Source organism: Hornefia porci (assembly GCF_001940235.1).
Classification (GTDB): Bacteria; Bacillota; Clostridia; order Peptostreptococcales; family Anaerovoracaceae; genus Aminicella; species Aminicella porci.
Genome location: NZ_MJIE01000001.1, coordinates 2413747 through 2438677, shown reverse-complemented (window position 1 = coordinate 2438677; position 24931 = coordinate 2413747). Strand labels below are relative to the sequence as shown.

General features: G+C 39.4%; 15 protein-coding genes and 2 pseudogenes. All 17 read right to left on the bottom strand.

Annotated features, from left to right (window positions below):
• Positions 1-13 precede the first annotated feature (13 nt).
• Positions 14-220 (bottom strand): helix-turn-helix domain-containing protein, encoded by a 207-nt coding sequence (locus BHK98_RS11230; protein ID WP_075714292.1) that lies wholly within the window; start codon positions 218-220, stop codon positions 14-16.
• 141 nt (positions 221-361) lie between these two features.
• Positions 362-1021: a DNA-binding protein gene (locus BHK98_RS11225; RefSeq protein WP_075714290.1), complete on the bottom strand. Its 660-nt coding sequence runs from the start codon at positions 1019-1021 to the stop codon at positions 362-364.
• Positions 1022-1064: 43 nt separating this feature from the next.
• Entirely contained in the window at positions 1065-9815 is an 8751-nt protein-coding gene (locus BHK98_RS11220; RefSeq protein ID WP_075714288.1) for a helicase-related protein, read from the bottom strand.
• A 76-nt stretch (positions 9816-9891) separates the two neighbouring features.
• Positions 9892-11427 (bottom strand): AlbA family DNA-binding domain-containing protein, encoded by a 1536-nt coding sequence (locus tag BHK98_RS11215; protein WP_075714286.1) that lies wholly within the window; start codon positions 11425-11427, stop codon positions 9892-9894.
• An 80-nt stretch (positions 11428-11507) separates the two neighbouring features.
• Positions 11508-13214, bottom strand: a complete 1707-nt coding sequence (locus BHK98_RS11210; protein WP_075714284.1) for a DNA topoisomerase 3 — start codon at positions 13212-13214, stop codon at positions 11508-11510.
• 97 nt (positions 13215-13311) lie between these two features.
• Positions 13312-14874 (bottom strand): CD1107 family mobile element protein, encoded by a 1563-nt coding sequence (locus BHK98_RS11205; protein WP_075714282.1) that lies wholly within the window; start codon positions 14872-14874, stop codon positions 13312-13314.
• Positions 14849-15088 (bottom strand): conjugal transfer protein, encoded by a 240-nt coding sequence (locus BHK98_RS11200; protein WP_075714280.1) that lies wholly within the window; start codon positions 15086-15088, stop codon positions 14849-14851. Before BHK98_RS11200 ends, BHK98_RS11205 begins: the two co-directional genes overlap by 26 nt.
• Positions 15089-15100: 12 nt before the next feature.
• Positions 15101-17223 (bottom strand): annotated as a pseudogene (locus BHK98_RS11195) (CHAP domain-containing protein).
• Positions 17224-17226: 3 nt separating this feature from the next.
• Positions 17227-19656: a VirB4-like conjugal transfer ATPase, CD1110 family gene (locus BHK98_RS11190; protein WP_075714278.1), complete on the bottom strand. Its 2430-nt coding sequence runs from the start codon at positions 19654-19656 to the stop codon at positions 17227-17229.
• Complete coding sequence (locus BHK98_RS11185; RefSeq protein ID WP_075714276.1) at positions 19568-19957, bottom strand: PrgI family protein; 390 nt, start codon at positions 19955-19957, stop codon at positions 19568-19570. The genes BHK98_RS11190 and BHK98_RS11185 overlap by 89 nt, the downstream gene beginning before the upstream one ends.
• Before the next feature lie 3 nt (positions 19958-19960).
• On the bottom strand, positions 19961-20224 hold the full coding sequence (locus BHK98_RS11180) for a conjugal transfer protein (protein WP_075714274.1): 264 nt from the start codon (positions 20222-20224) through the stop codon (positions 19961-19963).
• A gap of 18 nt (positions 20225-20242) precedes the next feature.
• On the bottom strand, positions 20243-21109 hold the full coding sequence (locus BHK98_RS11175; protein WP_075714272.1) for a VirB6/TrbL-like conjugal transfer protein, CD1112 family: 867 nt from the start codon (positions 21107-21109) through the stop codon (positions 20243-20245).
• A gap of 19 nt (positions 21110-21128) precedes the next feature.
• Positions 21129-21224 (bottom strand): annotated as a pseudogene (locus BHK98_RS14015) (Maff2 family mobile element protein); the annotation flags it as partial.
• 85 nt (positions 21225-21309) lie between these two features.
• Positions 21310-22929, bottom strand: a complete 1620-nt coding sequence (locus tag BHK98_RS11165; RefSeq protein WP_000945966.1) for a recombinase family protein — start codon at positions 22927-22929, stop codon at positions 21310-21312.
• Positions 22930-23040: 111 nt separating this feature from the next.
• Positions 23041-23229 carry a transposon-encoded TnpW family protein gene (locus BHK98_RS11160; protein ID WP_000427739.1) on the bottom strand — a complete coding sequence of 63 codons (189 nt, stop codon included), beginning with the start codon at positions 23227-23229 and terminating at the stop codon, positions 23041-23043.
• A gap of 14 nt (positions 23230-23243) precedes the next feature.
• Positions 23244-24083 carry an ATP-binding protein gene (locus tag BHK98_RS11155; protein ID WP_000200031.1) on the bottom strand — a complete coding sequence of 280 codons (840 nt, stop codon included), beginning with the start codon at positions 24081-24083 and terminating at the stop codon, positions 23244-23246.
• A complete protein-coding gene (locus tag BHK98_RS11150) occupies positions 24080-24931 on the bottom strand; it encodes a replication initiator protein A (protein WP_003695447.1) in 852 nt (283 codons plus the stop codon). The genes BHK98_RS11155 and BHK98_RS11150 overlap by 4 nt, the downstream gene beginning before the upstream one ends.

Genomic DNA, 24931 nt, shown 5'->3' with positions numbered 1-24931 from the left:
TTCTCCTTTTTTATTATTGCTTTATACACTCAATTATTTCGTCAATATCACAATCTAAAGCATTGCAAATTCTAAGCAAAACATCCGTAGTTACATTCTGTCCATTTTTCATTTTATAGAATGTGCTTTTACTAACTTTTGCCTTTTCCATCAATTCATTATTTGTCATATCTAAATCAATTAGTTTTTTGAACAATCTTTTATAACTAAAAACTCTCATTCTTGTACCTCCGTTCAAGAAAACTTTATTTATTGTATTATACCATAAAATGTATTTTTTTCATAAATATATTCTCTTTATTCGAACTCTTGCAAATAAAAAAAGAGTCGGTGCAGTCCTAAGACCACACCGACCATAAGCTTATCTCTCAGCTTCTTTGCTTGCTTCTTTCTTTTCTTTAGGCTTTTCCTTATCTTCAGCCTGATACTTTTTGATAGCTCCAAGAACAGATTCTTTCTTTTCTTCTTGTCCTTTCATTTGTTCCTTTGCCTTTAACAGTTTTGAAGAAAGTATCCTGATGTTAGTATGTTCCTTACCATTATCATCAATGGAAGTTCTGATTTGTCCAAAGAGCTTTACAAAATCTCCCTGCTTAAAGTCTTTTGGAATATCACTCTTTTCTCCATAAGCGGAGCAATTATGATACACCTTATTCCCCTCATCATCTTTAGATACAACAGAGAAATTTGCCACCTTAAAGACTTCTCCGTTCTTGTTTTCCCTTTCAACTACATCAACCTTTCCTACAATATTTCCAACGATATTGATAAGATTATCTTTCTCTTCCTGAACATAGGGCAGGTCTTTTATTTGCCCCTGTTCTCGTAAATCTTCAATCATGTAGTCAAATTCCTCATGCAGTAAATTCAGACTGTCATTATCCATATAAGCATCATATAGCTTGTCTAATGCACTTTCATCATTAATGCCTTTTTCCATACTGATAACCGCCTTAACAAAGTCCTTGTGATTATCATTGACCATATCTTCAATTCTATCTCTCATTGTTTTGTAATCCATGTTTTTTATCTCCTTTCATAGTAAAAGGGAGCTTTTCGCTCCCTTATCGTACATACTCCTGTTCTTTTGTTGTTTGTTTTTCTTCTGTTTTACTTTCATTTTGATATGCTCTAATCTGTCCTAAAATAGACGGCTTATCCTCTGATTTTTGTGAACTTTCTTCTTTGCTATGAAGATTGTCCTCCACATCATATGTTGATTCAAAATAGTCACTATCCTTAAAGTCATTATCGTAACGGTCAGTAATTCCGTCATTATCAAGGTCTTTAGAAAGTGGATCATAGAAGTTACCTTCATCATCAATTTCAAGTCCCGTTGCTGCTTTCAAATCTTCTGAATCCACATAAACCAGATCTTCAAAATAGGATAGCTCAATCTCATTTTTCATATTTCTTAGAGCTTCATTCTCTCCTTTGTTCGCATAGTCAAAGCTCTCAGTTTTTATAGATATATCATTAATATACTGTGTCCATATCTTATCCTCTAAATTAAGCTCATATTGAATGCTGTGTCTTTCATCCGGCGTGTTGGTATAGGCAATTCCTATATGCTTTAAGTCAGGATATAGAGTATCAAACTCATCATAACTATGATTTTCCTCATATTCTCTGTTGCAGAAATCAATGATTGCCCTTTTTACATCTTCCACAAGGGGATTATCATTTCTTTTTTCTTCAACATCACCCATATCAAGGAGCTTATTCAGTTCTGCCAAGCGAAGCACCTTACTCTTTAATTCATCTGCTTTTTCAAACGGCTTTTCAAGTTCTTCTTTGGCATTTTCAAGCTGCTCTTTTATGCCGATAAGTTTTTCTTCAAGCCTGTTTAATTTCTCAGGCATTTTCTCAAGGGCGTTATCCAGTCTTGTAATATTACCGTCAGCACTTGTTCCAAGCTCTCCTAAATGCTTTGCAGCACCATTTAAGCTGAAGTTATGTGAATTGGTAAAGAAGTTGTAACTTACCTCTAAATCCATATTTCTATACTTACCGATTACCTTACTTTCATTGATTTTAACCTTTGAAATAGCTTCAAGCAGTCTTTCTCCGGCTAATTTCTTGTCGATAATCTTCTCGCCTAAAATGGTAATGGAAGTGAACTTTTCTTCTCCTTCCGCTTTTGGCTCTACATCGGATATATCTCTTTTGACAGCTTCTATGAGTTTTTCCGTTCTTGCGATTTCTTCCGGGTAGTTTTTAGCTACCTTATCCTCTAATCTGTAACGGTTGGACTTATAGTTTGCTTCAAGCATTTTAAGTTTCGTAACCTCATTGTCCAAATCCATCTTTTCTTTAATCTTCGGATCACCAGTGGCAAGTGCTTTAATCTCTGCATAGTTAAGGGAACTTTCGTCCACATCTTCCGCCACACGAACAGGAGTCTTTGAAGTCATAATCTGTGAAATAAATTTCTGCTTATTCTCTATCGTCTGCCAAAGGTAGGCATCAAAGGTGTTCTCTGTAACATAACGATAGATATTTACTTTCTCATTTTCATTTCCTTGTCTTACAATTCTTCCGGCTCTCTGCTCAAGGTCGGCAGGACGCCAAGGAACATCAAGGTCATGAAGGGCAATCAGTTTGTTTTGTACATTCGTGCCGGCTCCCATTTTCTGAGTAGAACCAAGTAATATCCTCACATCTCCCTTTCTTACCTTTGCAAAGAGTTCATCCTTTTGCTTGTCTGAGTTGGCTTCATGGATAAAAGCAATCTCTTCTTTTGGTATTCCCATTACTACAAGTTTTTCTCTAATATCATCATAGATATTAAACTCCCCATCGCCTTTTGGTGTGGACATATCAGAAAATAGAAGCTGTGTTAACCTATCATCTTTTGTCTTATCCCATATACTAAATACATTTTTCACACAGACATTGACCTTACTGTCAGGATTATCAGGGAGCATAGGATTGATTAACCTCTGATCCAATGCAAGTTTCTTGCCGTCATTCGTAATTTTCAACATATTATCTTCATCAGGCTCTACCACCCTATTTCTGACATCATCAGCTCTTTCAGAAAGGCTCTTTAGGATTTCTTTTTGTTCCTCACTTGGCAAAGTCTTAATGACTTCATAGTGTGCTTCTGGTGTTGGAAGATTTAGCATATCCGCTGTCTGAATATCCGCTACTTCCTTAAACATACTCATAAGCTCCGGAAGATTATAGAACTTTGAAAATCTTGTCTTAACTCTGTACCCTGTCCCCTCCGGAGATAATTCAAAGGCAGACTGTGTTTCTCCAAATGTAGAAGCCCAAGAGTCAAAATGCTCCAAGTTGTTTTTCTTTAGACTTTCATACTGAAGGTAACGCTGCATGGTATAAAGCTCTGTCATAGAGTTGCTTACAGGCGTTCCTGTGGCAAATACGATACCTTTTCCACCCGTCATTTCATCCATATAACGACACTTCATAAACATATCGGAAGATTTAAAGGCTTCACTTTGCCCAATACCTGCAACATTACGCATTTTTGTATAAAGATAAAGGTTTTTGTAGCCGTGTGCTTCGTCAACAAAGAGCTTATCAACACCCAATTCTTCAAAAGTAATCACATCATCTTTCTTAAAATCATCATTTAACTTCTCAAGCCTTGTTTCCAGTTTTTTCTTTGTCTTTTCAAGCTGTTTTACCGTAAAGTTCTGATTTCTGTCATGCTTATATTCCTCAACATAGTTTACAATTTCATCAATCTGATCTTGAATGTGTTTCTCCTGATATTCCTTAGACATAGGGATTTTTTCAAACTGCGTATGACCGATAACAACTGCATCGTATTCCCCTGTTGCAATCTTTCCGATAAATCTCTTTCTGTTTTTTGGCTCAAAGTCTTTCTTATCCGCCACCATAATGCTCGCTGACGGATATAGCTGCATAAACTCACGACCGATTTGTCCTGTTAAGTGATTGGGTACAACAAACAAGGACTTACTACACATTCCAAGCCTTTTACTTTCCATTGCAGAAGCCACCATTTCAAAGGTCTTTCCACTACCTACCACATGGGCAAGCAGAGTATTTCCTCCGTAAAGACTTCGTGCGATAGCATTTCTCTGATGAGGTCTTAAATCTATTTTAGTATTCATTCCCTCAAAGGAAAGATTACTTCCGTCATATTCTCTGTTTCGGATAGAGTTAAAACGCTCATTATACAGTTTTACAAGACGGTTTCTTCTCTCCTGATCATTAAATATCCAGTTCTTAAATTCTTCTTTTAGTAGTTCCTGCTTTTGCCCTGCAAGCATGGTTTCTTTTTTATTTAGTACAGAAGTTTTAGAGCCGTCCGGATTTACAATCTGGTCAAATACCTTTGTTTCTTTCAGGTTTAAGGCATCTTCAATCAGCTTATACGCACTTACCCTTGATGTACCGTAAGTCATTTCAGCAAGGTCATTTCCTCTATCCCTGCTTTTGCCCTCTACATTCCATTCACTTGTCAGATTTGAAAACTTAACCTTAATATCCCATCTTGCATATCCCGGAGTTTTAAGAGTTTCAAAGATAAATTTTTCAATGTCTTTAATCGGTATCCAAGTTGCACCAAGCCTTACATTGATTTCACTTGCTTCAAGCTCCTTTGGAAGAACTTTTGTAAGCTCTGCTTTTTGGTATTCCAAACGGTTCATTTCATAGCTTATCAGCTCTTTTTCTTTACCATCTTCTGCATAGCCAAGATGAGGGAGTTCTCTTTCCGTCTGTCTGAGCTTTGATAAGTAGCTATCAACTATGGCAATCTTGTCCCTGATGTTTCCGCTTAGGTATTCATCCTTTGTTATATAACCGTATTTATAGGAATTGCTTCCATTGGCACAGGCAAAAGGCAAATCTCCATCTTCGGGGTTAAAGGATAGAGGTCTATAAAAGTTTTGTTCTTCCCTAATATTTAAGTAGATTTCCCCTCGAAGCTCCTCAATCAAAGTCGGTCTGTCTTTTCCTGTAAGACCTTCCATATAGTCAAAGTCCACATATCCTTTTTCAGATACCGATAAAACAAGGGCTTCAAGGGAAGTATCTACATGATCGATTGTCTTTGCCTTTGTGATTGTTCTTTTACTGAAAATATCGCCCTTTGCTTTGAAGTTTTCTTCTTCATCAAGGATTTCAATGGACGATACCAAAGGAAAGTTGCTATCTTCTTTTAAGGCTCTGGTATTAGAAAGGTTATTGACATATCCATGCTTTTTAGAGAAGCTGTCATAGATTTCATTTAATTTTTTCTGTGAAGCCTTGATTTCTTCCTCACTAAAATCTTCTTTCTGCTTGTAAATCACATCTTTTAAGGCAGCATTCAGCTCAAGATAATCCTTGATTTTTTCTTTGTTTTTATCGGTTACTTCCTTTTTGATAAACAGTGAGTTTTCTCTGTAATATACCTCATCATCAATTAAGGTATAAGAGAAGTTCTTTACATCATCCGTTGCCGGGATTGAAGTGATTTCATCATCTAAAAGCTCTATTTCTTCATACTTGGCATCTTTTGAAATTCTTTCTCCTGCAATCTCGATACTATCCTTCAATGAAGCCATATTTAGCTCTGTGCCTAAATAAGCTATCGGCTCACAAGTTAGAGTTTTTCCAAATCTTCCGCTTACTTCACGCATTGAGCCAAGTATCTGTTCAGGATGATCAACAAAGTATTTGTTATATACAAGACCGTTTTCATCTTCCGCAAGGTGTATCCAATCTTCATCACGCTCTAATACGCTATCTCTTTTCTTTAAGAAGATAATATCTGAGATTACTTCTGTGCCGGCAATACCCTTAAAGGTGTCATTCGGAAGTCTGATAGCTCCTAAAAACTCTGCTCTTGCTGCAAGATAGCGTCTTACACTTTCATCCTTTTTATCCATTGTTCCACTTGATGTAATAAAGGCGATAACCCCGCCGTTTCTAACCTTATCAATGGACTTGGCAAAGAAATAGTCATGAATAAGGAAGTTATTACGATTGTATTCCCTGTCATTTACTTTGTATTCTCCAAAGGGAACATTACCGATAACTGCATCAAAAAAGTTATTGGAAAAGGAAGTTTCTTCAAGTCCTTTAATCTGTATATCACTTTCAGGATATAACAGCTTTCCGATTCGACCGCTTATACTGTCAAGCTCTACACCATAAAACTTTGACCTACGCATTTCATCAGGAAGATTACCGATAAAGTTTCCGATGCCCATTGATGGCTCAAGGATATTTCCGCTCTTAAATCCCATATCGGAAAGTGTCTTATATACGCCGTCAATAACCGTTTTCGGTGTGTAAAAGCTCGTCAAAGTTGATTCTCTTGCAGCTTCATATTCTGCCTGAGATAAGTTTTCCTTTAGAAAGCTCCTCGCTTCTTTCCACTGTCCGCCTTTTTCTTCATCGAATACATCAGCAAGTCCTCCCCAGCCTACATACCTTGCTAAAACTTCCTGAGCTGTACTGTCAAGCTCTCTTTGTCCACTTTCGATGCGACTCAGCATAGAGATGGCTTCAAGATTATTATTTAGTCTTTCACTTGGAGATAACTTTTCAGGTAATGTTTCTTCTGTAATTTTAAAGTTATGAGCTTCTGCTTTCTTTATTTCACTTTCTTTAGCAATAGTTTCAGGCTTTTTATATGTCAGATTTTCAAATACTCTCTCAAGGTCGCTTTCAAGATGATAAGGAATTACATCGGAGCCTGTTATCATACCACCAAGATATTCGGTATTGTCCTTAACCGTTACCGTCTTTAGGTTATTTCCCATATCGTCAAAGCGTGTGATGGTATAGCCTTTATCCTTGTATTTAATTTCATCTCCAATGATAAACGCAGGTCTTTCAGGGCTTACCTGTCTTAATAAATCTTCATTATCCGTAAAGGCTACAATAGGGATTTGATGGTTTCCACTTCTTACAGGATCAAGCCATAAGTCATATCTTCCTGTGATTTGGTTTTCAGCAATCTCCCTTACAGTATATTCTTCATGATTAAAATAGACGGTATCGCCCTCTTTAACTGCAAATTCATCTGAAAGCCTTCCCTTTTCTTCGTTAAGCTCTACCTCTTCCTTTTCCTTCAGATAATCAAATAGTGTTTCCTGAACAGGTGTTGCAGGTAATCTTTCTTCTGCTTCTTCAGATATTTCAAGTTCTTCTTTATCTTCAAAGCTAAGTTCTCCGTTAAAGACTGATTGAAACTCCTGTTCATCCATCTGCTTTGCAAGTTCTGTATCTTTAAGCTCTCTAAAAGTCTTTGGAAAATCCTCTAAAATAAGCCTTTGAGCATTTAATTCTTTCAATTCTTCAAGATTGAAATATCCCCATTCAGGCTCTATCCCAAGAACAAGTCCAAAGGCATCACCGCTTTCCCTGTCATATTCCGTCATATACCAAGTCCAATTAGAACGGAAAGGAATAATATATGCTGCATGAACCTCTTTATCCGCTAAAGCTACATCTTCCTGTGCGTAAAGCTCAGGCACTCTTTCAAGCATTTCATCGGTCATTAGGTTTTCAGGATCATCTTTAGAGTAATATTGTGGTGCTTTTGCTTCTTCTATCTCTGACTTACTTTCTATTTTCTTTTCTTCATACAGATTTTTAGAAAGCAGCTCATCAATATGCTTTACGACATTTGACCAAGTAAGAAAAACATCATTACAATTATTCTTCTGTAATTTAAGTCCCTTTGCATCATGCCATTCATCACTTCCCATTGCCCCCGATACTGCATGACTTCTTCCGCCGATTCCATACTCGTCTTTTAGAAAGCCAGCTTTTTCCTGCAAGGTATGATTTTCTTTGAAAAACTTTGTAATTCGCTCTTTTCCTCTATCGACGCCACTTCCTCTTGAAAGACTTTCAAGGACTTCATCTTCTGTGATAAAGGACTTTACTTTCGGAAGCTCCGTCAGATTGGTACTGTATTCCTTTCGTGGCAGCTCAAGTTCTTGCAACTTTTGATAAAGGCTATCTACCTTATGATAGTGAAACCTTAACACATTTCTGTTTTCTTTGTATCCCTCTAAAAATCTGCTGTATTCTTTGATCGTTTCCTTTAGGTATTCGGGATTTTTTAATGCTTCAGACAATCTTTTCGTTTCTTCCGGAAAGCCACCACCTCTTTCTATAAAGTCAAAATAACCCTGTGCTTTTCCTTCTTCGCTTAAATCATGGTATAGATACCATAATGACTCTGAAATTCTATCCCTTTCGTAATCTAAGGCTTCAGAAAGCTCCACATTTGTGGCAAACTCACCACTATCAAGAAGCTCATTTATCCTCTTTGCAGCATCACTCCAGCTTAAAATTTGCGTATCATCTTCTCTTGCAGATGTCCCGTAGGCTAAATGAATGCCTTTATCCGAATACCAGGAAGATACCTCTCTTTCATCAATGTAAAATCCATTCCCGCCTCTAAATGTTTCTTTTAGGTATTCTCCTAATTCTTCTGCCGTTTTTCCTTTGGAAAACTCAGCGATAAGGGGAAGTCTACTTCCATCATGATTTCCTCCGTTAATAAGGATAGTATCTATATCCTTTTCATTAAGCGGAATTGTGAGCCTCATCTGTCCGTAAGAATTTTCAGGTAAAGAAAAAGAAGCCTTATCAGCTTCTTTTAACTCTACATTAGTATTATCTTTTAAATTTCCACTACTTCCTTGATTGTCATTTCCTTCAGAGCTGAAATCATCGCCCCATACTGTGGATCTATCTCGTCCTTTATCTTCCAAGCTGCCATCAATTTCGGTTTCTCTGTCCTCATAAACTCTATAGCCTGTTTCTGAATATCCATCAGGTGTCCTGTTAGCTTCCTCTCCTTGTATAGATCCACCAACATCTCGAAGTGGCTCTGCTCCTCGCTCTCTGAAAGGTAAGTGAGCCTCATCACTGCGTAGGTCGGATTCGGATACTCCCTTATAAAGTCCGTCTGTTCCTCCAAACTGTTTAGTGTGTTCTCTCTGATTTTCTCTATTATCTCGTACGTACTCTCCATTTCGGAAAATTCGCTCGGTTTCACTAATTCTTTCCTGATCATCTCGTCGAAGTACATTTTCTTCTACCTCCTCTAATTCTTCTCTAATTTTATTATATCCTGCTTCTTTACCTCTTAACACTTCTTTTTGAAGCTCAATCTCTTTACTCTTTTGAATGGTCGCATCAATTATATTTCCGCTAATGTCTGATACGGTTTCTCCCAAGCTCATAAGGGAAATGCTATCAAGCATTGCAAAGTTTTCCTTTAGAAGCTCATTAGCCATAGGATAATCTACCTTAAATCTTGATGCCACTGCATAACTCACTGAGTCCCTCACAAATTTAGTAAAGGATATTCTATCTTCATCAGCTATTCTAAGCTCATTCATAAGACTGTCTATCTTTTCATCGCCGTAAAGTCTGCTCAAAGAAAAGATATTTTCTAAGGTACTTTCACTTTCCTCATATCCTTCACTTGCTATCATTTCCTTTAAGACATCCCTATGAGCTTCCTTATCAAATCGCCAAAGATTGACCTCATTGACATCTCTATTTCTTGAAACTGTCTGGCTTATATCAAAGATATAGTCCACTTTTTTGTATGTGCCATAGTCCTCTAAAATGGGGATACCCTTTTGACCTCTCATAACGGTACGGTTAAATCGTTCCCTCCAATAATCAAACTTGGCACAGGCTGTCGCTTCAGGATTTCTATCATAGATACTTAACTGACTTCTAAAGTCGTATCTCTGATTGTTTCCTACAACCTTTAGGAGCTTCAGGTATTCTGCTTCACTATGAAGCACATCTTGTTTTACAAGCTCCAAAATGTTATGAAAATCATTTATTCGCATTTTTACCTCCTTCTTTTTTCAAACAAAAAAGGCGGTTAGATTTTACTCTAATCACCTTTTGATTCTGTAATTTTGTTTATTTCATCACTACCCATTTACCTGATTTGGTAGAGCCTTCTCTTTTAATAACTCCATAAGATTTAAGATTCCTTATATGGTATCGTACCCCATCTGCTGTTATTTCTTTAATCTCATTTGCTATCTGTTCCGCAGTAATGCTTGGATTACTTTTCATAAGAAGAACTATTTGTTCTTGGATACTACTTATTTCTTTGGTAGTTTCTTTGGTAGTTTCTTTGGTAGTACTACCATTAAACTCTTTCAAAAATTCTTTGTTCACACCCATAACTGCATTAGTATAGTTATCTTCTTCATTGTCCGGATAAAACTTAAGCTCAGGAGAACCATTTTCTAATAGTGCATCTTTTGCACGCCTTATCCCGGATCCGTATGACTCTATCAGATTAAGAGAAAAGAACATATCTTTAAGTTCTTTATTCAGATACTGCCTTCTATCAAAACTTCTATCTCTATTAAGAGCTTCAATAGTTACAGGAGGAAGTGGTCTGTTATGGTTTACAAAAGAAATTCTATCCTTGTAAATATATATTCCTACATATTCAGGTGTATCATATTCTTTATGCAAAATAGCATTAGTAGCAAGTTCCTCAAATGCCGTAAGAGGATAGTTATAGATAATCTTATGCTCAATTTTATCAGCTTCCCTTATGGTATACGAAGCCATAATATTATCTTCAAAATATTTGCTGACTTGTTTTGCCTGTATCCAAACCGGCCCATCAAATCTTTTTGATTCCATTTTATCCGTTCCGTCAATTTCTCTTATGATTTCAACATGGGCATTTGGAATAAATTTATTCGGTGTTTCTGCAAACATCAATACAGCAAAATTTTTAGCTCTATAACCACCATACTCGCTTTCACTGACAAGTCCCATACTCTTTGCCATATCCAACTTAGACATTTCTCTAATATCTTTCTTTGCTCCTGTCTGAAGCAGATATTCTTTCATGTATTCATAGCTTAAATCATCTATGGTAGCTGTATCGTTCAAATTAGAGCTAAAAGAAAAATTTGCAAATTTCTTCAAAAGCTCAAATTCTTCAGTTGGATTTGGCAGTCTTGAATCTCTACCGACTCTGATATATCTTCCTGCCTTTAGCCTAATATCTTTATCCCTTTCCGCTCTTTCACTTGTTTCAAACGGACCGTTACTACCACTCTCTACCGCAACGATAATATAGTATTCATCATCAATTTTATCCGTAATAATATGGTAGTTTATTCTAGGATGGATATTGGAAAGCAGAGATTTTAATTCATTTTCAATCCCTTCAACTTTGGACTCTTTTATCCCCTCTATCGGTCTTTTGGGAATTGCCTTTTCTCCCGTTTCTTTATCGTCAACTTCTTCAATTCCAACAAACAACAATCCAATCTCATTGTTCATATAGTTATTGGCAAAGGCACAAGCAGTTTTTAGAATTTTATCTTTAAAATTTGCCGACTTTTTATATTCGATAAAACTGCTTTCTATGTTTTGATTTTCAAGAATGCTGTGAGCCATTCTCTTTATGTCTAAAAGCTGCATAATACCTCCTTTTCCAAAAAATATTTCAATATATTATAGCACTTTTAGGATATTTTTTCCACTCTGAAATTAGTGTCATCTTACTTACTATAAGTTGAAACCGCTTCTTTTATCTCATTTTCAATCGCTTCTAAAAATTCTTCCTTTGAAGATTTCCCTTGAGCAATATCGGATAATTCCATTTCCCATTTTGCTGTCGTTTCTGCCGACTTAAATGTATCGGATACAATCGTTACAAGGCTAATTCCTTTATGAGTGGCTATAAGATTTTTCTTATCTCTTTCTACAAATCCTTTAAAGATTAGATTTTCGATAATTCCTGCCCTTGTTGCCGGAGTGCCAAGTCCTTTTCTTTCCACCTCTACACCTTTTTCCAAGGCTTCATTTCCTGCAATCTCCATAGACTTTAAGAGCGTATCTTCAGTAAAGTATTTCGGAGGTTGGGTAAATTTCTCTTTAATCTCTTTATTTTCAATGCTTAAAACATCACCAACACTTACATCAGGCAGTACAGCATCTTCATTCTTTTTTGATTTGTATTCTTTAAGGTATTTGCTAAAGCCTTCATCTTTAATTACCTTTCCTGAACTTGTAAACACAAAGCCATCAAATGAAGCTACAATCTTTGTTGTATTTTCAATGAGTGGATAACCTAAACTTGCGTGAAATTTATCGGATATAAGGAAGTAAACTTTAGCTTCGCTTAGAGGAAGCTTAGAAACATCTTTCTTTAATGAACTGATTGTCGGAATAATCGCATGATGATCCGTAACCTTTTTAGAGTTAAATACCGTCTTTATACGTTCTGTGTCAAAGTCATTTTTGCCCAAAATGTTATTGATGGTACTTGTAATCATATCTTCCGTTAAACATCTGCTGTCTGTTCTTGGATAAGTAATCAGTTTCTTTTCATAAAGGCTTTGTGCATAGTCAAGTGTCTGCTTGGCACTATATCCAAAATATTTATTGCACTCCCTTTGAAGTGTTGTAAGGTCAAAAGGTAAATCAGGTTTAGTAATCTTTTCTTTTTGAATAACATCAGTGATTTCAATCTTATCGCCTACTAAATTTAAGAGCTGCTCTGCTGCGATTTCATCATCAATTCTATCCGTTGATAGTGTAAAATCACCCATAGATAGCTCCACTGTATAGTATTTCTCTTTCCTGAAATTAGCTATCTCATCATCTCTTTTTACAATCATGGCAAGAGTCGGTGTCTGCACTCTGCCAACCGAATAATTTTGCTTATATAGGCAAGAATAGAGCCTACTGATGTTCATTCCGACTAACCAATCCGCAATGGCTCTTGCCTGTGCCGATTCAAAGAGATTGTCATAGTCCTCTCCGTCTTTTAGATTATCAAAACCCTCTTTAATGGCACTATCCTCCATAGATGAAATCCAAAGGCGTTTCATCTTCTTTTTACAATTTGCCTGATTATATACAAGTCTAAAAATACTCTCTCCTTCTCTTCCTGCATCACAAGCATTGATAACCGTATCACTCTCTTTATCATTCATCAGCTTTTTAAGGATAGCAAACTGTTTCTTGGTTGACTTTGCCACTTCATACTTATAGTCCTTTGGAATAATTGGTAAATCAGCCATATTCCATTTTGCATACTTTTCATCATAGCTGTCCGGATTTGCCATCTGAATCAGGTGTCCTACGCACCAGGATACTTTGTAGCCGTTTCCCTCATAATATCCATCCTTTTTATCTTTTGCTCCAATAACCTTTGCAATAGAGATTGCAACACTTGGCTTTTCTGCAATGACTAACTTCATTTCTGTACTTCCTCCTGTTTTCAATATGAAAAGGGCGAAAGATATTACTCTCCCGCCCTGCATTTGCACCAAATACTGTATTATTTTCGGTGCAGCATTACTGCTCATCTTCTGCTTCTACTTCATCTACATCATTTGTTTCTTCTTCGCTTTCAGCTTCAGAAAAGAAATCATCATCTTCTTCCTCTAAGGCTTCAAGCTCCCTATCTTCTTTCTTTTTTACAACCTTAAAGTAGTATCCTGCTCCCAATGCCCCGCCTACTACAAGTAAAAGAATTATATATGTCCCTAAACTGCTCTTTTCTTCTTTTTCCTCAGGCTTTACTTCTTCCTTAACAGGTTCTTCTTTTACAATTTCCTGCTTTGGAGCTTCTTTTTTCTCTACCATATTAAGCAGGTCATCTTCGGATACTTCTGTAAGAAGCATGACATTTTCACTATCTTCATCATGATTGATAATTAAATGAAATGTCTTACCGTTTTTCGTTTGAAAGGTAATAAACTGCCTTGCATCTGCTGAATACATATCCGTTTCTTTGTTATCGCTGCTATCTCCATGATGAATTGGATAATCATTATTCGCATTATCCTTATTTTCTGTAACAGTTCCTCTTGCCTTTGACGGAGCGGAAGCTATTCCCTTATTGGTATTTACGCTTGTACTTGTACCGTCCATAGATGAATCCTGACCGCTGTTATTAGCAGGTGCTTTTGCTGTCAGCTTATTGGGATAACGAACTTCCTTTTCTTTCTCCTTTACTTCTGTTTTACCTGTATCCTTTGTAACACCACCTGAGCTTACTATATCCGATGAGCCTTTACCGGAACTACTTACAGAAGTTTGTGGTGTTTGAGGAGAAATACCTGAGCTTGTTTTAATCCCTGAAATAGGACTAATCGGTGTAATTGACTGCGGTGTTACAGGAGCTTTATTTGTTTCAGCCGCATTTTTCTCAAGCTCTTTCACCTTTTCCGTCAGCTTATCTATTTCCTTTTTCATATCTTCTGATAAGTCTTTATTTCCCTTATCTTTTTTCATTTTCTCTTTCAGTCTTTCAATCTCATCTTCAAGGTCTTTGATTTTTTCTTTCTGCTTATCACTCAACTTATCCTTGTCTTTAAGCTCACCATTTAACTTATCAAATTTTTCCTGAAGCTCTTTAGCCTCTTTTTCCATCTTAGAAATATCGTCTTTAGAAAGCTCTGTCTGTGTGCCTTTATCTTCAGTCTTCGAATTTTCTGTCTGCGTGCCTTCGTCCTGCTTTGGTTTTTCTTCTTCCGTTTGCGTTTGTTTGTCCTTAACCTCAGTCTTTGCTACCTTACGGATAATTTCATCATTACCATCGCCCTTTACTTCATAGAATAGAAATTCATCAATGAATTTCATATTATCAGGGAGCATTGGAAGATCCCCGCTATCAAGAAACTGTCCTTTCTCTGCCTTAATCTTTTCTTCCTTAAAGACCTTTTCATCTTCAAAGATGTACTTTACATTAACTTCAACTTCCGTTTGGACAGCCTTATCACTTGTAGGCGTATCCGCCCCTTTTTGCTCTTTAGCATAAACAACTGTCCAAAGACCTAAAATGCAGCTAATACTTACAATCACTGCAAGTGCTGTTGTCCAAAATTTATTATTCTTTTTCAAACTGGTTTTCATTTGCCCTCTCCTTTTTCAGTTCTGCTTTTTCTCTGTTTACCTTTGCCATCAAATCACTGATAGTGATATTGTTCTTTCTACAAATCGTGATGATTTCCTCATTTTCAAGTTCTTCCTCACGAATAAATAAAGGCTCCAATTCTTCATCAATCAGAGCCTTTTTGTCCTTTAACTTCTTTATTCTATTTTTTACTGTTGTCAGTTCTTTTTTCACATTGTTCCCTCCTTATCTGTTTACATTTGGCGGAAAACCAAAGCCTACCGGATGGTGTTTACAAAAAGTCGCAATCCAATCATCTAAGGTAGTTACTCTTATATAACCGATATTATCAATAACCTTTCCGTCCCCAATATAAATACCTACATGACCATAGGTAAGTCCTGCTGTACTTCCGCTACTGCTGCTTTCCACTGCCACAAGCATTCCCACCTTTAGCTTTGACCTGTCTGATGTAAAGGTATAGTTTCTATACATATCATTAGCGTTTCCTCCGATATATCCAAGTCCCGCATTTTGGTAGACCTGTGATACCCACATGGCACACCAGCCTGCACCCGGAGATGGTGTGATGTATGCAGCATTAACAATCTTCTTTTGTACTTCCGAAGATGCCTCATACTCTTTCCCACCACCTACACCGCCATTAGCACTGATAAGGTCAGAATTTCCAAAGGCTTCTCCCATATTTCCTTGAGCAAGGAATAGGGCTTCATAGTGCTTTAAATTATCGGGATAGTCTGCAAAGACCCTTCGGATAATGCTGTCCATTTCTTTTTTATGAAGCGTTACAATGAGCTTTTTATACTCATAAGGTTCTTCGTGGCTTTCGGTATATTCATTGTCATCTTCATCGGTATAGGTTTCTGTAACAGTCCTATACCTGATTTCAATTTCTTCCCTGTATTCAAGGTCATACATGGACTCAAACAATTCTTTTAATATGGTTTCTACTTCCGATACACTCTTTACCTCTCCGCACCTTGATGTAATGTAGGATAAAAGCTCATGGACATTATGACCGATGTACTCTGTGTTGTTTAAGATATACTCATCATATCCGGGATAATTTTCTTCTACATGGTCAACTTCACTTTGAAGCTCACTCTCCATAGCAGAAAACTTCTGATTGATTTCACTTAGGACATTTGGATTTGATAAATAGCTTGTTGTAAGGATAGAGCTTGTAGAATTCATAAAGCCTGTCATTCCCGTTCCTGCAAAGTTAATCACAAAAGTTCCTAAGATAATTATACCTACGAAAATTAGCATAAGTCCTTTTGCTTTTCGGATAATCATATCCTTTGAGCTTTTCAGTGTTCCAATTAGACCTTCTTTGATTCGATCTCTAAGCCTTGACTTATTCTCACGAGAAATCGCTGCCTTTACCTGATTTTTCTTTTGAAATCTTTTATAGGCACTTGCTCTTTTATACTCATCTGTCTTTTTCAGCTCCTCTTTGGCATCACGAAACTCTAACTTTGACTTACGCTTTCTGATTTTATAGTCCTTCTTTGTAAGCTCATATCCTTTTTTAGCTCTTTTCTTATCTGAGTATCTCTTAATGCCATGAATGAGTTTGGAACTTGCGTCCGCCGTCTTTTCTCCTGCTTCTACGCCTTTATTTTCATCACTTCCATGAGAAAGGTAATCTCTTACGGTTTCACTTCCTTTGGCAAGCCCCGACAGGGCAGATACTTTTACCATATCTTTCTTTAGCTTTTTCTTTTGGTCTTTTGAAAGATTGCTATACTCTTTTTCGCCTGAAACATCTTTCCCTGTCCTTTTACCTTCATATTTATTTTCTTTTGGCACATCTTCCTTTTTTCTTGTATAGAGGCTTTCGGAATAGTTTTTCCTTTTATACTTACTTTTTGAGTCTTGTGATTTTTAGAGGAATTTTCCAATGGTTTTTCTTTCTGAGGTAAATTGTCATCTACATCATAGGTCGACTCAAAGTAGTCGCTGTCCCTGAAATCATTGTCGTATCTGTCTATGATTCCGTCGTTATCAAGGTCTTGTCCTAAAGGATCATACACTTTCCCGTTCTTTACCTCAGTATCATAGTCAGCCTTTCCTGCTTCATTTACACTTCCCTTATCAGAAGCCCTATACTTTGCATTTCTTTTGGAAGTCCCCTGTATCTTCTCATTATCAGAACTTACCTTACTTATCTTTTCGTGTACCTTATCCTGAAATCTTTCTTTATCATGAACGATTTTTCCTCTGTAATCATCGCTATGCTTTAACTTACTTTCTTCAGGTATAAAGTTTGTTTCAGCTTTAAGCATTTCTCTTTCAAGACTTGCCTTATGTCTTTCCCTAAAATCTTTTTTCAGCTTCCCATCCATAAGCTACCTCACTTCTTCAGGCTTGGTAGTCATCTTTTGATAAAGAATGGTGTCTTTCGGAAACTTATCAAGGAAAGGCACAATGGTATTTCCAAAGAACAAAAGTCCCTCACCCTCATTAGAGTTGGTTACATACCGAAGCTGTGGAAGTGAGATTTTAAGTTTTCTTGCTAAAATTTCTCTATCTCCCGAAGCCTGATTTAGCATTAAGACAAAGTCCGTATTATCAAAGATATTTTCTATCTCCTTACTCATAAGTAGGTCTTTGACATTTTGAGTAATACCTGTTGGAATACCTCCCCACTTTCTAAAACGCTTCCATATTTCAACGGAATAGGAAGCTGTCTGTTCATCTTTTAATAGCAAATGAAACTCATCTATATAGTACCTTGTAGCCTTGTTTCCTCTGTTTTGGGATACCTTATTCCACACCTGATCCTGAATAACGAGCATACCGATTTTCTTTAACTGACTTCCAAGCTCCTTAATATCAAAGCAAAGCAGCTTCTTATTTAAGTCCACATTTGACCTGTGATTAAAGACATTAAGAGAACCTGATACATAGATTTCCATCTCCGTTGCCAGCTTCTTCCCTACCTTTTCTTCCTGCCCTTTTAACATATCGTATAGATCTCCAAGTATAGGCATATTTTCAGGAGTAGGATTTTCAAAATACTTTTCATAAATCTTAGGTAAGCACCTATCTATAACCGACTTTTCTTCTGCCGTAAGTCCGCTACCGCCAACTACAAGTTCAAGCATAGACATAATGAAATTTGCTTTGTCTTTAAGAGGTGCATCTCCATCGCCATAGTTCATGTTTATATCAAGGGGATTTAAGTAGTCTTTTGACTTACTGCTGACTTTAATGACTTCTCCCTTAAACTGGCGAACAAGGTTTCCATACTCTCCTTCCGGATCACAGATGATAATATCATCGTCAGTTACCAAGATGGCATTTGCCATTTCACGCTTTGCTGAAAAGGATTTACCGCTTCCGGGAGTTCCAAGAATTAACCCATTTGGGTTCTTTAATTTCTTCCTGTCCGCCATAATCAGGTTATGACTCAGGGCATTTAGACCGTAGTAAAGACTGTTACTTGAATTGATGAAAAGCTCCTCTGTGGTAAAGGGCATAAAGACTGCTGTGGATGATGAGGTTAGCCCTCTATCTATTTCAATCTTATTCACCCCAAGAGGGAGCACACTCACTAAGCCTTGCTCCTGCGTATGGTCAAGTCTTTTCAATTTACAGTTATGCTTATTGGCAATGGAGCTTATCTGAGCGATGGTGTTATCGAGCTTTTGAATTGTCCTTGCAAAGTTCATAAAGACGATACTTACAACAAACATCCTCTCATCTCTTGTCTGCAAATCTTTTAATAGGCTCTTTACATCTTCTCCATAGGTAATTAAATCACTTGGAAGAATGTCCATATCATAGCCTGACCTTACCGCCTTCTTGTTTTCCTCAATTCGCATCTTATCAATATCGGTATTTTTTCTTTTTACCATCTTAATGGCTTCTGACTGATCAATTGCCTTAATATGAAAAGAGATATTGATGTTATCATCAATATCCAAAAACTCAGATAGCATACGGTCAGATAGTTCACTTGCAAGGATTTGAAAGTAGCTGACTGCACCGATAAATTTCCCAAACTTAAAATATCTGCTTGGCATAAAGTTAAATTCATCAGGCACAATATATGTCTTGGTGCTTTCTCTTTTCTTTAAGTCTTTGTATGAAAACTCAAAGGTCTTATTCGGATTTAATATATCGTGAAGTATCTTTAGCCTTTCTTCTCCGGTAAGACTTTCAGCACGAACCCCCATACTTTTAAGATTAGATAATATATCTATCTCCAGTCTTTCAAGTTTTGATGTTGCCTGCGCTAAATTGTCTGCTTCCACTGTAAAGGTTACATACTTTGATTTTTTAAGTCCGTTATTTCCCTTTACAATCTGGCTTTTTAGCATCTCTCTAAACTCAAGTCGTATATCATCAAAGCCGTCCCCTTTATCCGGTATCTGAATTGCCGATTTCATTTCTTCATTTCGCCCAAGCTGATTGATGTAGGAAAACTCAATGCTGACACTTGGATCAAAGGAATTTAGAAAGTTTGCAAACTGATTAAAAATTAAGTCCCTATCTTCGTCTAAAGCAAGCTGATAGTTAATGTCCTGAAAGGCTATGCTTTTACTGAAGTGCTTTTCATCAAGCTGGCATATCCCACTTTTTAAGAGTCTAAGATAGGGAATGGTATCTTCTACCGTATACCTTTTCTGTTCTTTCTTAAAGATAAGATCAAGGATTCCTCCCTTATCTTTTTTTGACTTAACCTTACTTTTCTTTAAGTCCTGTTTTTGATTTCTTAATGCCTTTTTGTTTTCTTCTAACTTTATTTGCTGAATTTTTCTTTTCTTGTTCAAGGTAAACCTCCTTTCTCACTCTCTTTTGTGGTTGATAGAATTTATGCAAATAGATATGCTTAAAATATTTCTCAAAGGTCAGTCCGTTCTTTTCAAAAAGTGTGATAAAAAAGATTGGAAGTGTGGACACAATGAGAAATATAACGGCTATATCGTTTGGTACTACCTTTCTCATAAATAAATAGACAGGTATTCCAACAAGTCCTGCAATGGTAAATCCTATGAGCTGCCTTTTCGTTAAGTTAAAAGCCACCTTTGTCTTTACCTTCTTTAAGTCTTTTGGAATTGGTACATACGCCATAGCTTACCTCCCATCTTCTTTATCCTTTGAAAGCTCCTCAAAGTGTTCATATACAGAGCCGATTTCATCCTGAATAATTGCAAGCTGTTCATCTGTATTCTTGTTATATCTTTGCTGCATTAAGCAAAAATCATTGTGGCAGCGACCAATGTCCTGTGTCCTTTCTTCCAATTCTTCTACCTTGTTATAAAGTCTGATTCTATCAACTACCGCCATAACGCCTGCTCCAATTACTACTGCTGTAATTACTGTTTTTCTTTTATTCATACTATCTTTCCTTTCTTTTTAGTGTGCATTTAATACGCTTTTGGCCAGTGTTCCGCTCTTTAGCATCATTAACCCCAGCAAAACCGCATATCCAAGTATCGTCATGGTACTTGTGTGTATATCTGTTATTTCAATCGTCTTAACTAATACTGCGTATATTCCAAGACAAACCATTAAAAAGAGTCCTTGTAGTCCAAGTGCAAATAGTCCCTTGATGTAATTTGTTCCAATCTGCCCCCATTCTTTGTTTCCCATTGTGGCAAATGGAATGGCTGAAACCGATGAGTAAACATAAATCTCAAACATTCTTCCATAAACCACAAGCATAATCACTATGGAAATTGCCTGTATTGCAACCTTGATGATGGAGGTTTCAAAGAGAATCATGACAAGCTCTCCAAATCCCTTTTCTTTTAGGGTATCCATCATCGCCACTATCTGATCCCCGGAAACGGTGGCAGAGGTGTTTATCACCCCTGCCGCCTTATTTACCATATGCTGTGCCACATCAAAGACCGCCATTGAAAATTCAAAAGCGTGAGATACCAACCATACAGCAATCCACATCTTGATGATGTACTTGAAAAATTCAAATGTATCCGTATTATCATGTAGGTTATTTTTCTGTATAACCATATTGATAAGCTCGATACAAAGGACTGCTGTGATAATTAGTCCCGCTATGGGAATAATGACGGAATCGTTAATACTTTTGATAAATGCAAACACATCTCCGTTCCACCCCATAGGCGTTTTACCTACATCTGTTGCAACCGCACCAACTTTGTCGTTGATGTCAAGAAACATGGACTCTAAGTTTGCTTGGATACCGCCCAGTAGAAGTTCCTTAAAGAATTCTTCTATCTTGTCGAATATTCCAAACATCTAAGCTCTCCTTTTCTTCTCAATTGAGTACATTAGCAAGTAGTGGAATGAGCTTAAGTCCGATAAGAACGATACCTCCTCCAGCCATAAGCTGCTTAATACCTTGGCTCTTTGCTAATGTGCGATAAAGAAGTAATAGAAGTGTAAAAAATTTTGCCGTTCCTATCCGGCACTTAGGGCTGTGTCGGATAGGTCAGGCGTTAGGCTTCCGGCAAGTCTATCTTGCCGACAAAGCTGTAATAAATCTCAATGTCCTGCCTGCGGGTGCCGTTCTCGTCATAGCTGCACTCATGCACGACGATTTTCTCAATCATTTCCCGCAAGAGGGTGGGGGTCAATTCTTCAAAAGCAAGGTGCTTTCTCACAATCCCCATGAATTTCTCGGCGTTGACGGTGGCGGCCTGCGACTTGGAAAGTTCCTCCTGCAAAGCGGCAGCCCGGTCTTTCAGTTCCCGCTGCTCCTGCTCATAGTCCGCCGACAGCTCCATGAAACGCTCGTCGCTGATTTTGCCGCTTACATTGTCCTCATACAGCCGCTTGATAATGCGGTTCACTTCGGCAATGCGTGTCTGGGCCTGTTCAAGCTGCTTCGTGGCTGCGGCGGTCTTTCTCTTGCCGCCGATTTCGTTCTGCTGGATGAGCAGCTTTACAAAGCGGCTCTCATGCCTGGCGGCGTATTCCGTCACTTGCCGGAGATTGGAAAGCACGCCCGCCGTCAAAAGGTCGGTGCGGATAAAGTGTGCCGTACAGTCACGGGTACGCTTCTTGTAGCTGCCGCAGATATAACAGTCCTGCTTGCGGTTCTTGTTCTGATACCGCTGCTGATACAGCACATGGCCGCAGTCGGCGCAGAACAGCATACCAGAGAACAGCCCCACTTCATCATAGCGGTTCGGGCGTTTTCGCTGCTTGCGTAACTCCTGCACACGCTCCCATGTTTCCGTGTCGATAATCGGCTCATGGTGATTTGGGAAGATAGCCTGCTTCTCGATGGGGTTCTCAACGCTGTGCTTGACCTTGTAAGAGGGCTTCTCCGTCTTGAAGTTTACCAGACAGCCAGTGTACTCCCGGTTTTCCAGCAGATGGACGACGGTGTTTGTCGCCCACTTGCACTCATAGCCGGGGTGGTAGCGTCGGGTGCTGCCCGTCCTGCGGTATTCCAGCGTCCCCGGCGTGGGGATTTGCTGCTCCGTCAGCATACGGGCAATCTTGGTCGGGCCATTTCCCGCAAGGCAAAGCTGGTAAATCTGCCGGACAACCGGGGCGGCTTCCTCGTCAACGATATAGTTCTCGTCCTTGTCCATGAGATAGCCATAGACTGGCTTGCTGGTTACAGGCTTGCCGCTCATGCCTTTTGCTTTCTTTACTGCCTTGATTTTCTTGCTCGTATCTCTCACCAGCCATTCGTTAAATAAGTTCCGCAGAGGGGTAAAATCATTGTCCATGCCGCCGTTTGCGCTGTCCACGTTGTCATTGACAGCGATAAAACGCACGCCCTTTTGAGGGAACAGCATTTCCGTGTAAAATCCCACCTGCAAGTAATTACGCCCCAGCCTGCTCATGTCCTTGACTATGACGGTGCCGACTTTCCCGGCTTCAATGTCTGCAAGCATGGCTTGAAATCCGGGCCGCTGGAAGTTCGCACCTGAGTAGCCGTCGTCGGTGTACCAGCGCAGATTGGTAAAGCCGTTCTGCTTGGCGTAGGCTTCCAAAATCCGTTTCTGGTTGGAAATGGAATTGCTCTCGCCTTGCAATTCGTCCTCATGGGACAATCTCGGATAAAGGGCGGTAATGAGGTTTTGGGTGGCTTGTCTTAACATAAAATCCTCCGTTTCCGACAGCCAGCCCCACTATTCCGTGGTTTCATTGTACCACGGAACAGGGGCGGCTGTACAGCGGTAAAAGTGATAAATCTGCTTCTTTACAGCTTGTCAAATCGCCTTTTTTTGTGTAGCAGCGGCTTCCGCTTCCAGTACCCTCGCCATCTTGTCGGCGGCGGTGCTGGTGGTGTCTTTCTTGAAAAAGCCGGACACGACAAGAACGGTATTCCCCATGCGGATTTCCGTCACGCAGTCGGGGCGGCGGGTGGTACGGTGGTCGTGCTGCTTGATATTCTCCATAGGCAATACTCCTTTCATTCAGCCAGCAGTTTCTTCATGGTTTCCATTTTCCGCTTTGCGGTTTCCTGCCGGAAGTTGACGCCAGTAAAGCGTATCGGGACGCACATGGACAGCAGTCGGTCATAAATCCGGGAATGGGCCGTGTCTGTCGGCTTTTTCAACTCGTCCAGCGGGCGGTTGGTGGTGGCGATCAGCGGCTTGTTGCTGCGGTATCGGGTATCAATCACATGGAATACCTGTTCCAGTCCATAGTCGGTGCCACGCTCCATGCCGAAGTCGTCAATGATAAGCAGCGGATAGCGGCAAAGGCGGGAAATATACTCATTCCGGCCTGTAAAGCCGGGAGAGAGGTCGCCCAGGATAACGGCGAAGTTCGTCATATATACGGGGACTTCTTTCTCCATGAGGGCGTTTGCGATACAGCCCGCAAGGTAGCTTTTCCCGTTGCCGACGTTCCCCCAGAACAGGCAGCCGATGTTTTCGGCCTGCATTTCTTCCCAATGCTCCGCATACCGCCGGGCAATCCCGGTCTGCGGGTTTCTGCCGTTGTCGTTCTCGAATGTCCATTGCTGCATGGCTGAGTCGGCAAAAGCCCTCTGTTTCAGATTTTCCACGGCTTCCACATGGCGGCGGTGTTCCTCGGCGGCCTGCCGCTGCTCACGGGCGGCTCTCTGGCAGTCGCACTCTGCCGGGTGGCGGTCACGGCCAAACAGCTCCTTACCCTCCGGGAAGTAGGCTTCTTTCGGCGTATGGCACTTTCCGCAGTAAAGCAGTCCGTCCTCGCCGATATAGTCCTCCATCTCCGGGGCGGCGGTTGTCATGTTCTCCAAAATATCTTTGATTTCACTTGTCATAAGCTTTCTCCCTCCATACAGGTATAGTCGGGGATGCCCTGTTTTACGGCTCCCTTTTTGTCATTGGCCGCCCATCTGTGCAAGGCGGCGGCATAATTCTGGTAGGCTTTCCCGCTGGCGGCAAGGTAATGGCTCATTTCCTCAATCAGCCGTTCCAGCCTGTCCGGGTATTCTGCCTGTAACTCGTCATATTCGTCCTTTGACAGAAAAATATTCTCATATCGGCCATAAGCTGTGGGCGGCTCCCCACTCGCTCTCATTGTTTGGTTCTCTATTAAGTTGTTTATATTAGTTTTGTTAGGGGTCGGTTTTCCGACCATCATAGGGTCGGTTTTCCGACCGTCATAAGGTCGCTTTTCCGACTGTATGAGGGTCGCTTTTCCGGCCATCAGTTGGTCGGAAAACCGTACCACTGGGACAGGCGGCACTTTCACATAAAGCCGATTGGGTGCGGAGAAGCCCCGCCGTTCCCGTTCTAAAAGCCCGGCTGCGTCCAGTTCTTTCAAGGCTCCCTTGATGGCGGTACAACCCTTGTCCAGCATTTCCGCTATCTCCGCAACGGGGTAGACAATGAATATCCTGCCCTCGCCGTCCTGCCAGCCGTTCTTCTGTGACAGGGTGGAGCGGTCTAATAAAAGCGCATACAGCAGCTTGGCGGTCTGTGAAATCTCCATTTTCAGCAGGAAACGGGGGTATGGAAGATAGGCGGGCAGCGTGGTGTCTGCCCTGATATAATCAGCGATAGTATCACCTCCCTCTGTGTTGTGTCGTTTTTGGGCTTTGTCACGCATTAGGACGGCATTTCCGGGGGGAAAGGATAAATGTATCGCATACCCTTTGACACCCAC

Coding starts and splice junctions, on each gene's coding strand:
- BHK98_RS11210 (WP_075714284.1), bottom strand. CDS start 13,214: ATGAAGTTAGTCATTGCAGAAAAGCCAAGTGTTGCAATCTCTATTGCA.
- BHK98_RS11185 (WP_075714276.1), bottom strand. CDS start 19,957: ATGGCGTATGTACCAATTCCAAAAGACTTAAAGAAGGTAAAGACAAAG.
- BHK98_RS11180 (WP_075714274.1), bottom strand. CDS start 20,224: ATGAATAAAAGAAAAACAGTAATTACAGCAGTAGTAATTGGAGCAGGC.
- BHK98_RS11225 (WP_075714290.1), bottom strand. CDS start 1,021: ATGGATTACAAAACAATGAGAGATAGAATTGAAGATATGGTCAATGAT.
- BHK98_RS11230 (WP_075714292.1), bottom strand. CDS start 220: ATGAGAGTTTTTAGTTATAAAAGATTGTTCAAAAAACTAATTGATTTA.
- BHK98_RS11215 (WP_075714286.1), bottom strand. CDS start 11,427: ATGCAGCTTTTAGACATAAAGAGAATGGCTCACAGCATTCTTGAAAAT.
- BHK98_RS11160 (WP_000427739.1), bottom strand. CDS start 23,229: ATGGAGAATATCAAGCAGCACGACCACCGTACCACCCGCCGCCCCGAC.
- BHK98_RS11165 (WP_000945966.1), bottom strand. CDS start 22,929: ATGTTAAGACAAGCCACCCAAAACCTCATTACCGCCCTTTATCCGAGA.
- BHK98_RS11155 (WP_000200031.1), bottom strand. CDS start 24,083: ATGACAAGTGAAATCAAAGATATTTTGGAGAACATGACAACCGCCGCC.
- BHK98_RS11220 (WP_075714288.1), bottom strand. CDS start 9,815: ATGCGAATAAATGATTTTCATAACATTTTGGAGCTTGTAAAACAAGAT.
- BHK98_RS11205 (WP_075714282.1), bottom strand. CDS start 14,874: ATGAAAACCAGTTTGAAAAAGAATAATAAATTTTGGACAACAGCACTT.
- BHK98_RS11175 (WP_075714272.1), bottom strand. CDS start 21,109: ATGTTTGGAATATTCGACAAGATAGAAGAATTCTTTAAGGAACTTCTA.